The sequence below is a fragment of the Pseudoclavibacter chungangensis genome (genome assembly GCF_013410545.1).
In the GTDB taxonomy this organism is placed as follows: domain Bacteria; phylum Actinomycetota; class Actinomycetes; order Actinomycetales; family Microbacteriaceae; genus Pseudoclavibacter; species Pseudoclavibacter chungangensis.
The window spans coordinates 1138949-1153799 of record NZ_JACCFV010000001.1; the positions used below are offsets into that span (position 1 = coordinate 1138949).

Here is a 14851-nt window from a genome sequence, read left to right on the forward strand (position 1 = left end):
GACTAGCATGGGTGCGTGATTGAACGTCTGAGCACCCTGTTCGTCCGCACGCTCCGCGAGGATCCGGGCGACGCGGAGGTCGCGAGCCACCGTCTGCTCGTCCGGGCCGGGTACATCCGGCGTCAGGCGCCGGGGATCTTCGCCTGGCTGCCGCTGGGGCTGCGCGTGAAGCGGCGGGTCGAGGCGATCGTGCGCGAGGAGATGACGCGCGTCGGTGCGCAGGAGGTCTCGTTCCCCGGTGTGCTGCCGGCCGAGATGTACGAGGCCTCGGGGCGGCTCGCCGACTACGGCGACACGATGTTCCGGCTCGCGGACCGCAAGGGGGCCGAACTCGTGCTCGCTCCGACGCACGAGGAGGCGTTCACGCTGCTCGTGAAGGACCTGTACTCGAGCTACAAGGACCTGCCGCTCACGATCTTCCAGATCCAGGACAAGTACCGCGACGAGGCACGTCCGCGTGCGGGGCTCCTGCGCGGCCGCGAGTTCACGATGAAGGACGCGTATTCGTTCGACATCGACGACGCGGGGCTCGACGAGAGCTACGGGGCACAGCGCGACGCGTACGAGCGCATCTTCCGCCGGCTCGGCCTCGAGTACGTCATCGTCGCGGCCGACGCCGGCGCGATGGGCGGCTCGAAGAGCGAGGAGTTCCTGCACCCGACCGAGGTCGGCGAGGACACGTTCGTCGTCGCGCCGTCGGGGTACGCGGCGAACGTCGAACGGTACGTCTCGACGCCCGGTGAGCCGATCGACGCGAGCGGGATCGGCGCCCCGGTCGTGTTCGACTCGCCGGACACGCCCACGATCGACACACTCGTGGCACACGCGAACGCGGTCGTGCCGCGGGCCGACGGCGCCGCGTGGACGGCCGCGCACACGCTCAAGAACCTCGTGCTCGCGCTCACCGACGGTGCGGGCGAGCGCGAGATCGTCGTCGTCGGCGTCCCCGGTGACCGTGCCGCGGACCTCAAGCGCGTCGAGGTCGCGTTCGGTGGCCGCGAGGCGGAGCCCGCGACCGACGAGGACTTCGAGAAGCTGAGCGGCCTCGTCCGCGGCTACATCGGTCCGTGGAGCGCGGACGGGCCCGTGCTCGGTGCCGACGGGTCCTCCGGCGTGCCGTACTACCTCGATGCCTCGATCGCCGAGGGGAGCGCGTGGATCACCGGCGCGAACGAGCACGAGAAGCACGTGCACTCGCTCGTCCTCGGCCGCGACTTCACGCCCGACGGGCGGGTCGAGGCTGCGGAGGTGCTCGACGGGGACCCGTCGCCCGACGGCTCCGGTCCCATCCGCACGGCCCGCGGCACCGAGATCGGACACGTGTTCCAACTCGGCCGCAAGTACGCGGAGGCACTCGGCCTCAAGGTGCTCGATCAGAACGGCAAGCTCGTGACCGTGACGATGGGCTCCTACGGCGTGGGCGTGACGCGGAACCTCGCGCTCGTCGCCGAGGCGTCGCACGACGAGCGCGGGCTCGTCTGGCCCGAGGCCGTCGCCCCGTTCGACGTCCAGGTCGTCGCGACGGGGAAGGGGGCCGAGCCGTTCGAACTCGGCGAGCGACTCGCGAACGAGTTCGACGCCGCGGGCTTCGAGGTGCTGTTCGACGACCGGGTGAAGGTGTCGCCCGGAGTGAAGTTCGGGGACGCCGAGCTCATCGGCGTGCCGTGGATCGTCATCGCGGGCAAGGAGTCCGCCGATGGTCGCGTCGAGGTGTGGGACCGTCGCACGGGGGAGCGCACGCCGCTCCCCGCCGACGAGGCCCTCGCGTTCGTCCGGGCCAATCGCCGCGGCTGAGGCCGCCCGCGGCCTCGCGCCGCGCGTCGGCTATGCTCGTCCTTTCCAGTTGAATACAGGAGCGTCATGAAGATCGATCTCGCAGTTCTCCGGTTGCTCGAACGGGAGCGCGAAATCCCGTTCGAGGAACTCGTCACCATCCTCGAGGAGGCGATCCAGACCGCCTACGAGAAGCAGACGAGCCAGGGCGCCGACGACGCGGCACCACAGGGCACCCGCGTGCACCTCGACCGCAAGACCGGTGAGGTCAACGTCTTCGTCCCGGAGCGCGACGACGACGGCGAGATCATCGGTGAGGCGCGCCTGCACCCCGACGAGTTCGGGCGGATCGCGGCGTTCGCCGCGAAGCAGGTCATCACGCAGCGCATGCGCGACATCGGCGACGACCGCGTGCTCGGCGAGTTCAAGGCGCGCGAGGGCGACATCGTCGCGGGCGTCGTGCAGCAGGGGCCGAACCCCAAGATGGTGCACGTCGACCTCGGCACGGTCGAGGCGATCCTCCCGCCCGAGGAACAGGTCGCGGGCGAGGACTACGCGCACGGCACCCGTCTGCGGGTCTTCGTCACGAAGGTCGAGCGCGGCAACCGTGGCCCGCAGATCACCGTCTCGCGGACCCACCCGTCGCTCGTGCGCAAGCTGTTCGCCCTCGAGGTCCCCGAGATCGCGACGGGCGTCGTCGAGATCGTCTCCCTCGCCCGCGAGGCCGGGCACCGGACGAAGATCGCGGTCCGCGCGACGCAGGACGGCGTCAACGCGAAGGGCGCGTGCATCGGCGAGCTCGGTGCACGCGTGCGCGCCGTCACGAACGAGCTCGGTGCCGAGAAGATCGACATCGTCGACTACTCGCCCGATCTCGCGACGTTCGTCGCGAACGCGCTGAGCCCCGCCAAGGTCTCGAGCGCGTTCGTCATCGACCGCGCGACGAAGGCCGTTCGCGCCCTCGTTCCCGACTTCCAGCTCTCCCTCGCGATCGGCAAGGAGGGCCAGAACGCCCGCCTCGCGGCGAAGCTCACGGGAGCCCGGATCGACATCCAACCCGACTCGATTCTCGAGGACGACGACGAAGCGGCCGACGAGGGGTAGTATGGACCCCGTACGAACGTGCATCGGCTGCCGTTCGCGCCAGGAACGAACCGGACTCGTCCGGGTCGTCGCCGTCTCCGGTCAGATCCGCTTCGACCGAGACGGCAGGCTTCCGGGCCGTGGCGCGTGGCTGCATCCAAGTGCGGCGTGCATCGGACGGGCCATCGAGCGCCGCGCTTTCGGGCGGGCGTTCCGACACGGCCGGGTCGATGTCGCCGAGGCACGTGAGTACGCACGCCAACTGGCCGACGCCCAGGCGCCGGCACGAACAGAGAAGGCTGAACGGACCATGGACAACTCATGAGTGGCTCACGATGAGGCACTTCCAGCAGTAGTGGTCTGCTCCTGATCCCGGGGCAGGCCCTGAGACAGGAGAATTGTGGCAAAACCACGCGTACACGAGATCGCCGCCGAGATGGGCGTCGATTCGAAGACCGCGCTCAAGACGCTCCAGGAGATGGGCGAGTTCGTCAAGAGTGCATCGTCGAGCGTCGAGCCGCCGGTCGCCCGGCGACTCCGCGAGGCGTTGAAGACCGGCGACGGCTCGGGTGCCGGTGCACCCAAGCCCGGCGCGGGTGCCCCCAGGCCGGGTGCACCGAAGCCCGGTGCCGGCGCGCCCAAGCCCGGTGCCCGGACGGTCCCGTCCGGGAACGCCGGCCCGAAGCCCGGTGCTCGCAGCGGCGCCCCCAAGCCGGGTGGCGCGCGCCCCACGACGCCGGAGCGCGAGGCGCCCGCCGCGAAGCCCGAGCCCGCGACGACGGCACCCGCCGAGGCGCGCCAGGCGGCTCCCACGCCCGGGCGGCAGGCAGCACCCACGACGGACGCCGTCACGCCCGGTGGCGCACCGAAGCCCGGTTCGGCGGCGCCGAAGCCCGGTGCGGCGACGCCGAGTGCGGCGAAGCCCGCCGACGCCGGTGACTCGTCGGCGATCCCGCGTCCCCGCGGGCCCCGGCCCGGGCCGCGTCCCGGCAACAACCCGTTCGCGTCGAGCCAGGGCATGGGGCGTCCGCGCCCCGGGAACAACCCGTTCGCCGCGAAGCAGGGCATGGGTCAGGGTGGCGGCGCAGGCGGCCCCCGTCCCGGTCCTCGTCCCGGCCCCGGTGGTGGCGCCGGTCGCGTCCAGCCGCCCCGGCCGGGCCAGCCCCGCGTGCTTCCCGGCGCGCGCCCCGCAGGTCAGGGTGGTCGCCCCGGCGCCCGCCCCGGCGGCGGTGCGGGTGGCGGCGGCGGTCGCCCGGGCACGGTCGGCGGATTCGCCGGTCGTCCCGCGACCGGCGGTGGCGGTCGTCCCGGTGGCGGTCGCGGTCGCGGTTCGACCGCGGGTGCGTTCGGTCGCGGCGGCTCGAAGTCGAAGGCGCGCAAGTCCAAGCGGACGAAGCGGGCAGAATTCGAGATGCGCGAGGCGCCGCTGATCGGTGGCGTCCGCGTTCCCCGGGGCAACGGCGAGACGACGGTGCGGCTGCGCCGCGGCGCGTCGATCGCCGACTTCGCCGAGAAGATCGATGCGAGCCCCGGCGATCTCGTGACCATCCTCTTCCACCTGGGCGAGATGGCGACGGCGACCGAATCGCTCGACGAGGCGACCTTCGAGGTCCTCGGCGCCGAGCTCGGGTACCGCATCGACATCGTGAGCCCGGAGGACGAGGACCGCGAGCTGCTCGAGTCCTTCTCGATCGACCTCGACCAGGAGGCCGAGGAGGAGGGCGACGACGTGCTCGTCGCACGTCCCCCCGTCGTCACCGTCATGGGTCACGTCGACCACGGTAAGACCCGCCTGCTCGACGCGATCCGCAACGCGAACGTCGTCGAGGGCGAGGCCGGTGGCATCACCCAGCACATCGGTGCCTACCAGGTGCACACGCAGCACGACGGCGTCGACCGCGCCATCACCTTCATCGACACCCCCGGTCACGAGGCCTTCACGGCCATGCGTGCCCGAGGTGCGAACGTGACGGACATCGCGATCCTCGTGGTCGCGGCGGACGACGGCATCATGCCGCAGACGATCGAGGCGCTGAACCACGCACAGGCCGCGAACGTGCCGATCGTGGTCGCGGTGAACAAGATCGACAAGCCCGACGCGAACCCCGCGAAGGTTCGCTCGCAGCTCACCGAGTACGGCCTCGTGGCCGAGGAGTTCGGCGGCGACACGATGTTCGTCGACGTCTCCGCCCGCGAGGGGCTCCACATCCAGGAGCTCATCGAGGCGGTCCTGCTCACGGCCGACGCGGGTCTCGACCTGCGTGCGAATCCGGACAAGGACGCGCGCGGTGTCGCGATCGAGGCGAAGCTCGACCGTGGCCGCGGTGCGGTCGCGACCGTCCTCATCCAGTCGGGAACGCTGCACGTCGGTGACGCGATCGTCGCGGGCACGGCCTACGGCCGTGTGCGTGCGATGGTCGACGAGAACGGCGTGACCGTGACCGAGGCGGGGCCGTCGCGTCCCGTCCAGGTGCAGGGTCTGTCGAGCGTGCCCGGCGCGGGCGACACGTTCCTCGTCACCGACGAGGACCGCACGGCCCGGCAGATCGCCGAGAAGCGCGAGGCGGTGGAGCGCAACGCGATGCTCGCGAAGAGCCGCAAGCGCATCAGCCTCGAGGACTTCACGCGTGCGCTCGAGGAGGGCAAGGTCGAGTCGCTCAACCTCATCATCAAGGGTGACGTGTCCGGTGCCGTCGAGGCGCTCGAGGACTCGCTGCTCAAGATCGAGGTCGACGATTCCGTCCAGCTGCGGATCATCCACCGCGGCGTCGGTGCGATCACCGAGTCGGACGTGAACCTCGCGACGGTCGACAACGCGATCATCATCGGGTTCAACGTGCGCCCCGACACGAAGGCGCGCGAGCGCGCCGCTCGCGAGGGGGTGGACATCCGGTTCTACTCGGTCATCTACAACGCGCTCGACGACATCGAGCAGTCGCTCACGGGCATGCTCAAGCCCGAGTTCGAAGAGGTGCAGTCGGGTGTCGCCGAGATCCTCGAGGTGTTCCGCTCCTCGAAGTTCGGCAACATCGCGGGCTGCATGGTCCGCTCCGGCACGATCACGCGCAACGCGAAGGCGCGCGTCATCCGCGACGGTGTCGTGCTCGCGGACGGGCTCGCCATCGAGTCGCTGCGTCGCTTCAAGGACGACGTCACCGAGGTGCGGACGGACTACGAGTGCGGTATCGGACTCGGTAAGTTCAACGACATCCAGGTGGGCGACGAGATCGAGACCACCGAGCTGGTCGAGAAGCCGCGCGGCTGATGCGCGCACGGAGGGGGCCGGCACCGTCCGGCCCCCTCCGCTCTCGTCGGGAGAAGGAGATCCAATGGTTGATCACGCACGGGCCGCCCGTATGGCGGACCGCATCAAGGAGATCGTCGCGACGACCCTCGACCGGGGCATCAAGGACCCGCGCCTCGGGTTCGTGACGGTCACGGACGTCCGCGTGACGGGCGATCTGCAGCAGGCGACGGTCTTCTACACCGTGTACGGCACGGAGGAGGAGCTGCGCGACACGGCGGCCGCCCTGAAGTCGGCGACCGGCATGCTGCGGTCGGAGGTCGGCAAGCAGTTGCGCGTGCGCCTCACGCCGACGCTCGAGTTCGTCCACGACGCACTGCCCGAGAACGTGAACCAGATCGAGCAGTTGCTCGCGCAGGCGAAGGAGCGCGACGAGGCCGCGCACGCGGCGTCCGCGGGCGCGAGCTTCGCGGGTGACGCCGACCCGTACGTCAAGCCGCGCGAGCTCGCGGCGGACGACGACCACGGCGTCGACGGGGCCGAGGGCACGTCCGAGCGGTAGCACGAGCGATACGAGGAGTCGGGGCGACCACGTGAACGTGGTCGCCCCGACTCGTCGTCGGTGCGCTCCGGCCTGAGCTGCGTCGCGTCAGCTCGGGAGCGACGCCGCCCCGTCGTCGACGACGACGAGCGCGTCGGCCTCGAGACTCGCGAGGGCGCGTGCGAACCGTTCGTCGTGTCCGCCCCGCACGACCGCGTCGTGGAGCGCGTCGAGGGGCACGGCGGTCGTGGTTGCGCGCAGCTCGTGGAGGATGCGACCGCGCATCTCGCGGTCGGAGCCCTCGTAGCGGGCCTGTTTGCGGCGTGGCACCCCCGCGGTCGGTCCCGCCGGGTAGCCCGCGCGCCGCCACGCACACCGCTCGGCGACGGGGCAGCGCTCGCACGCGGGTGTGCGCGCGGTACAGACGATCGCACCGAGTTCCATCGCCGCGGCGTTCCACCGGTTCGCGCGTCGGACCGCGGTCGCGTCGTCGGGTGGCGGCGCAGGGACGAGCGCCCGGTAGGCGGCGAGGTCGCGCGCCGCGTTCGGCGCCCAGGGTTCCTCCGAGCCCTCCTCGACCCGCGCGAGGACACGCCGGACGTTCGTGTCGACGACGGCCTCCGGCACGCCGAACGCGAAGGACGCGACGGCGGCGGCCGTGTAGGGGCCGATCCCCGGGAGCGCGAGGAGGTCCTCGCGCGTGGCGGGCACGCGGCCGTCGTGGTGTTCGACGATCTCGACGGCGCAGCGCCGGAGCCAGAGGGCCCGGCGGGGGTATCCGAGCCGGTCCCACGCCCGCAGCACGTCGGCGTCGCCGGCGCGCGCGAGGTCCGCGGGGCTCGGCCACCGCTCGACGAACGCCTCCCAGCGAGGGATCACTCGCGCCGCCTGCGTCTGCTGGAGCATGAACTCGCTCACGAGCACGGCCCACGGGGACGTGCCGGGCGCACGCCACGGGAGCGGGCGCGCGTTCGCGGCGAACCAGTCGATGGTCTCGTCGACGAGCTCGGTGCGGGTCACGGGGCGGTCGTCCTCACGCGGACACCGCCGCGACGACGGCTCCTGGGGCGAGGAACCGGCCGGATCGCTCGACCTCGTGGACGAGGCGAGTGAGGGTCCGTTCGACGGGAGCGTCGATGCCGTGGTGGGCCGCGAGCGTGGCGACGCGCCCGTTCAACTCGTCGATCTCGGTCCGTCGGCCCCGGCGGATCGCCTGCAGCGTGCTCGCCGGATTCGGGACCGGCCCGAACGCGTGACCGAGCCTGCGGGCCACGTCGACGGCGTCGTCGAACGGCCGGTGGCCGAGCGCGTGGACGTCGACCTGGCGGAGCGGGCCGAGGCCCGTGATGCGCACCCGCTGCCGCTCGGCGACGAGGACGGCCTCACGGAGGGAACGCGCGAGGACGCGCACCAGTCCGGGGTCGCGCGACACCGCCTGCACACTCGACCCCGTGATCGCGGGGAGCGCATTGACGTGGTTCACGAGGAGCTTCGCCCACTGTGCACCCGTGAAGCGATCGACCGCGCGCGCGGGAAGTGCCGAGGCGAGGATCGTCGCGACACGTCTCGATGCGGGGGAGGCCCAGCCGGACCCGGCGCCGACGAAGACGGGACCCCGGGCCGTCGCGACGGCGCGTCCGGCGGCCGTCCCCGTCGCGGCGAAGAGGACGAGCGCGCCGTGCACGTCCCTGCGCCCACCGAGCACGCGGGCGGCCGTGTCGACACCGCCGAGGCCGTTCTGCAGCGCGACGACCGACGTGGCGACGAGCGCATCGGCGTTCGCGGCGAGTGCTGCTGCCGCATCGTGCGCCTGCGTGGCGCACAGGGCGAGGTCGAGGCCAGGAGGCAGGCGTTCGTCCGCCGCGACGGCCACGGCGTGGCGGCCGAAGGCGCCGTCGAGGTGCAGACCGTCTGCGGCGATCGTCTCGGCCGTCGCGCGGCGCGCGGCGACGTGTACCTCGTGGCCGGCGGCCGCGAGGAGTGCGGCGACCGTCGTCCCGACGGCACCCGCGCCGATCACGCCGATCCGCATGCCCGCTCCCGTCGGCCGGCGGTCCGTCCGGCCGCAGACCAGTGTAGGTGCGCCCGACACGTGCGCCGCTCAATAGACTGGAGCGGACATGACGCGACGTGAATCCTCGGGCCCGCACGGCATCCTCCTGCTCGACAAACCGAACGGCCCGACGAGCCACGACCTCGTCGCGCGCACGCGTCGGGCGCTCGGCACCCGGAAGGTCGGCCACGCGGGCACGCTCGACCCGATGGCCACGGGGCTCCTCGTGCTCGGCGTCGGTGACGCGACGCGTCTGCTCACGTACTTCGTCGGGGCCGACAAGGAGTATCTCGCGACCGTGCGCCTGGGCGTCTCGACGAACACGGAGGACGCGGAGGGGGAGATCACCGCACGAGCCGAGCCCGGCGCGATCGCCCGGCTCGGGACGGACGAGATCGACGCGACGATCGCGTCGCTGACGGGACGCATCCGCCAGGTCCCGAGCGCCGTCTCGGCGATCAAGGTCGACGGTGTGCGGGCCTACAAGCGCGTCCGCGACGGTGAGCAGGTCGAGCTCGACGCACGCGAGGTGGACATCACCGAGTTCGTGCGGACGGGTTCGCCCCGTCGTGCGGACGGCGAGGAGTCGGCCGTCGACGTCGACGTGCGCGTCGCCTGTTCCTCCGGGACGTACGTGCGCGCGCTCGCCCGCGATCTCGGCGATGCGCTCGGCGTGGGGGCCCATCTCGTCGCCCTCCGGCGCACGCGCGTCGGCGCGTTCCGCGTCGACGAGGCGAGCGACGTCGAACGGACGGATCTCGTGGACGCGCTGCTGGCCCCCGCGGCGGCCGCGCTCCGCCGGTTCGAGCGACTCGATGCCGACGAACGGGACGCCGCGGACCTGCGCAACGGACGCGTGATCGCGCGCGGGAGCACGGGATCGGGCGACGAGCCGCTGCGCGCGGCGATCGACGCGACCGGCGCGCTCATCGGCATCGTCGGGCCGCGAGACGGCGGCTGGAAGTCGGTCATGAACCTGCCCACGGGCGGCGCCTCGTGATCGACTGGTTCACGTGGATCGCGGCCGGGCTCGCCGCGATCGTCGGCGTGGTCTGCCTCGTCCTCGGTCTCGTCGGGCGTCGCCCGAGCGACGTGAGCGTCGGCGCGATCGCGGTCGTCGAGCTGCTGCTCGTCGTCCAGGTCGTGCTCGCGATCGTCACGCCCGTGGCCGGCAACGCCCCCGTCGGTGACGGCATCGAGTTCTGGGCCTACCTCGTCACGGCGCTCATCATCCCGCCCGCCGCGGTGTTCTGGGGCCTCGTCGAGCCGTCGAAGTGGTCGACCGTCATCCTCGGCGCCGTGGGACTCACGGTCGCCGTCATGCTCGTGCGCATGCAGCAGATCTGGACGGGACAGCCACCGTTCCTCGGCGGGTGAGCGCGGCGCGGTCACGAGTGGTCCCCGCGCGGTGGGATACTGGATCGGTCATGGCACGAGGTAGCACCGAACCCGCGTCGAGCGGCGCGCAGCGCGACGGCTCGACGATCGGCGGCTACCGGGGCGCGAGCGGTGCGGGACGCGTCCTCGTGGTCGTCTACGCCGTCCTCGCGCTCGCCGCGACGGGCCGAAGTGCCGTGCAGCTGCTCAGCCACTTCGAGGTCGCGCCGCTCGCGTACTCGCTCTCCGCCGTCGCGGCGGTCGTCTACATCGTCGCGACGGTCGCGCTCGTGCGCCGCGGGCGACGGAGTCACCTCGTCGCGTGGACCGCGATCGTGTTCGAGTTCGTCGGTGTTCTCGTCGTGGGCGGGCTCTCGCTCGTCCACCACGAGCTGTTCCCGGCCGACACGGTATGGTCGAGGTTCGGCAGCGGCTACTTCTACATCCCGCTCGTGCTCCCGATCTTCGGGATCGCGTGGCTCGAATCGCAACGCGCACAGGCAAGGATCGCGGATGCACGTCATCACTGACCTCGATCGTGTCCCGGCGGACGTCGCGCCGAGCGCGATCACGATCGGGAAGTTCGACGGACTGCACATCGGGCACGTCCGTCTCGTCGAGCGGCTCCGCGCCGAGGCCCGCGAACGCGGCCTGAACCCGGTCGTCGTGACGTTCGATCGTCACCCCGCCTCGGTGTTCGCACCCGATCGGGTGCCGGATCCCGTCGTCTCGCCGCGTCAACGGCTCGAGTTGCTCCGGCGCGCCGGTATCACGGCGACGTGCGTCCTCGCCTTCGACGACGACTTCGCGGCGCTGAGCCCGCTCGCGTTCATCCGCGACGTGTGCGTGGGGGCGCTCGGCGCGAGGCTGTTCCTCGTCGGGCGCGACTTCACGTTCGGGGCACGCGGCGAGGGGAACGTCGACACGCTCCTCGCGCACGCCGACGAGCTCGGCTACGAGGTCGTCGTCGCCGACGACGAGACCGGGCCGGACGGCGAGCGCGCGTCGTCGACGCGCGTGCGCGAGCTGCTCGCCGCGGGCGACGTCACGGGCGTCGCGCGCGTCCTCGGTCGTCCCCACGTCGTGTCCGGCGAGGTCGTCCACGGCGCGAAGCGTGGGCGCGAACTCGGGTTCCCGACGGCGAACCTCGACCCCGACATCGAGGGGCTCGTTCCCGCCGACGGCGTGTACGCGGGGTGGTTCCACGACGGTGAGAGCGTGTATCCGACGGCGATCTCGGTGGGCAACAATCCGACGTTCGAGGGGGTCCCGCAGAAGCAGGTCGAGGCCTTCGTGATCGATGCCGAGCTCGATCTGTACGGCCATCGTGTCCAGCTCTCGTTCGTCGAACGCATCCGGGGCATGCAGCGCTTCGACGGGGTGGACGATCTCGTCGCGCGCATGAACGAGGACGTCGTCGACGCACGGCGCATTCTCGGGGTCCCGCCGTCCTCGGGGGCGTAGCCCTCGCGCCCACGGGCGAGACCCGGCCGAACACGGCGAGGACGCCGACCGGCGTCGACGCGATCGAACGCGTGCTCGGCGGCGGCCCGTCGCGCCTCAGTCCGACGTGACGGGCGGGAGCGGGAGACGTCCGAAGAGTGCGGCGATGAGGCGCCCCGCGGTCGCTTCGCGCCGGGGGCCCCGGCCGATGCACCAGCGTGCGTCGCTCGCGCACAGCGTCGAACTCGCGACCGCGCGCCGGGCGGCCGAGAACGGGATGCGCGTGCGGGCCACGGCGACGGCGCTCGTGGAGCGCGGGCTCAGCCGCAGCGGCACGCCGAGCGCCTCCGTGATGTCGAAGGCGTGGACGACGACCTCCGTCAGCTCGGTGATCCCCGTCCGGCCGATCCCCTGCATCTTCGTGTCGGCGATACGACGCAGATCGGCGACGAGCGCGGCGGTCGGGGCCTCGGCCTCCGTTCGCGCGAGATCGTCGATCGCCCGGTCGGGAGACACGTGGTGACCGAAGTACGCCTTCGACGCCGTCGACAGCATCTCCCCGCTCGGGGCGCCGACGCGCCACACGAGATGGCCGACGACATCGCGAACCGTCCACCCCTCGCACAGACTCGGGGCCGACCACTGCGCCTCGTCGAATCCCACCAGCACATCGGCGGTGCGGTCGAGCGACGTCGCGATGTGGGCGCTCCAGTCGCCTGCGACGCGTGGCGACGGCGTGAAGAACGGCCGGTCGGGGGCGATGGAATCGGACACCACATGAGTATCGCACCGACGGCCGTGGTCCGCTCGAACGACACTCGCCGCGAGTCCTCGGACGGATCGCGTACCATTCTGGAGACTGATTCCGCTCGTCGGTGTTTCGTGCTCCGGGTCCTCCGTCGTACACTGTGGCGAGGAGCACGCCGATCAATATCTGACCGATCAGCGCGTCACCGATCATCGCACTCCGTGCCGGAGCGTCCCAGGACGTCGCGGGGGAGTGCCGCACCACCATGCGACCGCGAGGCACGCGGGCCCGCATCGCCGGACCGGCCGGGAGGCCGGACGGCACGAACGCAGGCAATCTGAGGAGGGGCATGTCCCGTCACCCACGCGCACACGCCGGAGGCGCCACGACCTCGACGAGCCGTCAGCGACGACCCGTCGACAACACGGGCGTCATCCCGCAACTCGCGAAGGCGGCGCGGGAGGTGGAGGCGGCGGCGCAACGCGGTCGGGTCTCGCCGTCGAACCGCATCAAGTTCCAGGTGATCGCGCTGCTCATGCGCGAGGAACGGCAGAAGGCGAAGGAGGAGCCCTCGCTCACCGAGTCGGAGCGCGCCGAGGCACTCAAGCGGCTCGACGGACTCGCGTCGATCCTCGCGAAGACGGCCGCCCGCGACACGTCGCTCATCGCGCTCCTCCAGCCCGAGGCCCCCGTGAGCGAGCAGGCGCGGGCGCTGCGCAAGCAGATGCTCTTCGCGGGTGGGGTGGACGTCGTCGTCGACGAGGCGCCGTCCGGGCCCGTTCGCCTCGAGGTCGTCCCGCCGGAGATCGCGGAACGCCAGGTCGTGCCGGTGTCGGTCACGGCGCGCGTCCGCTCGAATCCGTTCCACGCGCCGCGTCTCGATCTCGCGACGCCGTCGAACGGACACTATTCGGCGCTCTCGAACTGGGAGCTGCTCGGCCCGATCCTGCGGGCCTTCGAGACCGGTGCGGGTGGTGGCTCGGCGAGCATGGAGCTCCCGCAGGCTCCCCGCTTCGACCGGCTCTCACCCACGGGGCGCGAACTCATGCCGCACCAGGTTCGCCTTCTCGAGAGCGTCCGCCAGGGGCACCGCTCGTACCTGCTCGCCGACGAACCCGGCCTCGGCAAGACCGCACAGTCCGTGCTCGCGGCCTCCATCGCCGATGCCTACCCGCTCCTGTGCGTCGTCCCGAACGTCGTCAAGACCAACTGGGCCCGCGAGGTGGAGCGCTGGACCCCGCGGCGTCGCGCGACGGTCATCTCGGGCGACGGCCGTGACATCGACGCCTTCGCCGACGTGTTCGTCGTGAACTACGAGATCCTCGACCGGCACCTCGGCTGGCTCCAGAAGATCGGCTTCAAGGGCATGGTCGTCGACGAGGCGCACTTCATCAAGAACCTCGCGTCGCAGCGCTCGCGCCTCGTCATGCAGCTCGCGAACCACATCCGTGGACGCGTGCCGGGTGAGGATCCGCTGCTCATGGCGCTCACGGGGACGCCGCTCATCAACGACGTCGACGACTTCAAGGCGATCTGGCAGTTCCTCGGCTGGCTCGACGGGGACCGCCCCGCACCGGCGCTCATGGAACGGCTCGAGGAGAACGGCCTCGTCCCGTCCGACGCGGGATTCCTCGCCGCTGCGCGCCGCTCCGTCATCGACATGGGCATCGTGCGGCGGCGCAAGATCGACGTCGCCGCGGACCTGCCCTCGAAGCGTGTCGTCGACATGCCCGTCGAGTTGGACGGGGACGTCGGACGCAGCGTGCGGGCCGCGGAGCGGGCACTCGTGGCCAGGCTCCTCGAGCGCTATGAGCGCATGATCAAGGCCGCCGGCCTCGAGCCCGGCACGATCGACGACGAGCGCGTGCGCATGATCGCGCGCCAGGAGGTCGAGGAGTCGAAGGCCGCCTCGAGCGGCGAGAGCATCTTCACGATGCTGCGCAAGATCGGTGGCGCGAAGGCCGAGCTCGCGGCCGAGTACGCGGGGCAGCTCGCGCGTTCGGCGGGGAAGGTCGTGTTCTTCGCGAAGCACATCGAGGTCATGGACCGTGCCGAGCAGACGTTCGCCGCGAACGACATCCGGACGGTCTCGATCCGCGGTGATCAGTCGGCGACGGCACGCCAGGCCGCGATCGACGCGTTCCAGAAGGACCCCGAGGTGCAGGTGATCGTCTGCTCGCTCCTCGCGGCGGGCGTCGGCATCAACCTGCAGGCGTCGAGCGACGTCGTGCTCGCGGAGCTGAGCTGGACGGCCGCGGAACAGACCCAGGCGATCGATCGCGTGCACCGCATCGGCCAGGAGGAGCCCGTGACGGCGTGGCGGATCGTCGCGTCGCAGACGATCGACGCGCGCATCGCGGAGCTCATCGACGCGAAGCAGGGCCTCGCCGCCCGCGCGCTCGACGGGAGCGACGAGGCCACAGGTTCGAGCGATTCGATCCAGGTCGACGCGCTCGCGAGCCTCCTCCTCGACGCGCTCCGCGGCGGCCGCTGAGGCCGCCGCCGGGCGGCGGCGTCACCCGCGCGCACGTTTCCGGATAGGCTTGCCGGGCGCGGAAGTCGAGCGGTACACGCACCAATGGAGGTAGA

At 71.7% G+C, this 14851-nt stretch carries 13 protein-coding genes; 10 read left to right on the forward strand and 3 right to left on the reverse strand.

All coding sequences use genetic code 11. The features are described 5' to 3' along the window. Window positions 1-15: 15 nt before the first annotated feature. From HNR16_RS05085 to rbfA, 5 genes are all read left to right on the forward strand, one after another. Window positions 16-1794 carry a proline--tRNA ligase gene (locus HNR16_RS05085; protein WP_158040467.1) on the forward strand — a complete coding sequence of 593 codons (1779 nt, stop codon included), beginning with the start codon at window positions 16-18 and terminating at the stop codon, window positions 1792-1794. A 66-nt stretch (window positions 1795-1860) separates the two neighbouring features. Continuing rightward, window positions 1861-2877 (forward strand): transcription termination factor NusA, encoded by a 1017-nt coding sequence (gene nusA / locus HNR16_RS05090; protein ID WP_158040466.1) that lies wholly within the window; start codon window positions 1861-1863, stop codon window positions 2875-2877. A 1-nt stretch (window position 2878) separates the two neighbouring features. Continuing rightward, window positions 2879-3181 (forward strand): YlxR family protein, encoded by a 303-nt coding sequence (locus HNR16_RS05095; protein ID WP_158040465.1) that lies wholly within the window; start codon window positions 2879-2881, stop codon window positions 3179-3181. Window positions 3182-3256: 75 nt separating this feature from the next. Beyond that, window positions 3257-6121: a translation initiation factor IF-2 gene (gene infB / locus HNR16_RS05100; RefSeq protein ID WP_158040464.1), complete on the forward strand. Its 2865-nt coding sequence runs from the start codon at window positions 3257-3259 to the stop codon at window positions 6119-6121. A 64-nt stretch (window positions 6122-6185) separates the two neighbouring features. Next, complete coding sequence (rbfA, locus tag HNR16_RS05105; protein ID WP_158040463.1) at window positions 6186-6662, forward strand: 30S ribosome-binding factor RbfA; 477 nt, start codon at window positions 6186-6188, stop codon at window positions 6660-6662. A gap of 87 nt (window positions 6663-6749) precedes the next feature. On the opposite strand, the gene HNR16_RS05110 is transcribed toward rbfA, so the two are convergent. Both HNR16_RS05110 and HNR16_RS05115 read right to left on the reverse strand, forming a co-directional pair. Beyond that, window positions 6750-7661: an HhH-GPD family protein gene (locus tag HNR16_RS05110; RefSeq protein WP_225737843.1), complete on the reverse strand. Its 912-nt coding sequence runs from the start codon at window positions 7659-7661 to the stop codon at window positions 6750-6752. Between the two features lie 13 nt (window positions 7662-7674). Further along, complete coding sequence (locus HNR16_RS05115) at window positions 7675-8673, reverse strand: ketopantoate reductase family protein (RefSeq protein WP_158040462.1); 999 nt, start codon at window positions 8671-8673, stop codon at window positions 7675-7677. An 88-nt stretch (window positions 8674-8761) separates the two neighbouring features. Between HNR16_RS05115 and truB the strand changes: the two genes are divergently transcribed. From truB to HNR16_RS05135, 4 genes are read left to right on the forward strand one after another with little or no spacing between them, the layout of a single operon-like run. Beyond that, entirely contained in the window at window positions 8762-9694 is a 933-nt protein-coding gene (truB, locus tag HNR16_RS05120; RefSeq protein WP_158040461.1) for a tRNA pseudouridine(55) synthase TruB, read from the forward strand. Beyond that, window positions 9691-10071: a hypothetical protein gene (locus HNR16_RS05125; RefSeq protein WP_158040460.1), complete on the forward strand. Its 381-nt coding sequence runs from the start codon at window positions 9691-9693 to the stop codon at window positions 10069-10071. Before truB ends, HNR16_RS05125 begins: the two co-directional genes overlap by 4 nt. A gap of 50 nt (window positions 10072-10121) precedes the next feature. Continuing rightward, window positions 10122-10601 carry a hypothetical protein gene (locus HNR16_RS05130; protein ID WP_218868381.1) on the forward strand — a complete coding sequence of 160 codons (480 nt, stop codon included), beginning with the start codon at window positions 10122-10124 and terminating at the stop codon, window positions 10599-10601. Then, window positions 10585-11535: a bifunctional riboflavin kinase/FAD synthetase gene (locus HNR16_RS05135; RefSeq protein WP_158040459.1), complete on the forward strand. Its 951-nt coding sequence runs from the start codon at window positions 10585-10587 to the stop codon at window positions 11533-11535. The genes HNR16_RS05130 and HNR16_RS05135 overlap by 17 nt, the downstream gene beginning before the upstream one ends. Before the next feature lie 96 nt (window positions 11536-11631). Here the strand turns inward: HNR16_RS05135 and HNR16_RS05140 are convergent, their stop codons facing one another. Then, window positions 11632-12288 carry a maleylpyruvate isomerase family mycothiol-dependent enzyme gene (locus HNR16_RS05140; protein WP_225737842.1) on the reverse strand — a complete coding sequence of 219 codons (657 nt, stop codon included), beginning with the start codon at window positions 12286-12288 and terminating at the stop codon, window positions 11632-11634. 323 nt (window positions 12289-12611) lie between these two features. Between HNR16_RS05140 and HNR16_RS05145 the strand changes: the two genes are divergently transcribed. Then, on the forward strand, window positions 12612-14756 hold the full coding sequence (locus HNR16_RS05145) for a DEAD/DEAH box helicase (protein ID WP_158040457.1): 2145 nt from the start codon (window positions 12612-12614) through the stop codon (window positions 14754-14756). The last annotated feature ends 95 nt before the right edge of the window (window positions 14757-14851 follow it).